The sequence below is a fragment of the Frankia sp. Hr75.2 genome (assembly GCF_949319125.1).
GTDB classification, from domain to species: Bacteria; Actinomycetota; Actinomycetes; order Frankiales; family Frankiaceae; genus Parafrankia; species Parafrankia soli.
Map to the genome: position 1 here is coordinate 1 of NZ_CASGGV010000270.1, position 255 is coordinate 255.

The window sequence follows — 255 nt, forward strand, 5'->3', positions numbered from 1 at the left end:
TGCTGGTGGGTGGGGTGGTGGTGAGTGCGGGGTGGGGTTGGTTGTGGGTGAGGGCGGTGAGTGCGGGGTGGAGGTCGGTGGTGGTGGTGCCGAGGATGACGGCGCGGTGGGGGAAGTGGGTGCGGGTGGTGGCGAGGGTGTGGGCGAGGTCGGTGGGGTCGGTGTGGGGGTGGTGGTCGAGGTGGGTGGTGAGTTGGTGGGCCTGGTCGCGTAGGGCCTGGGGGGTGCGCGCGGACAACACCCAGGCCAGCACCG

Annotated in this window: 1 protein-coding gene; it reads right to left on the reverse strand. The window is 72.2% G+C overall.

The window, feature by feature from the left end; genetic code table 11:
- Positions 1 to 241 (reverse strand): CurL C-terminal domain-containing protein (locus AC559T_RS18315; RefSeq protein WP_498869526.1); only part of this gene is annotated, 241 nt, incomplete at its 3' end.
- Between the last annotated feature and the right edge of the window lie 14 nt (positions 242 to 255).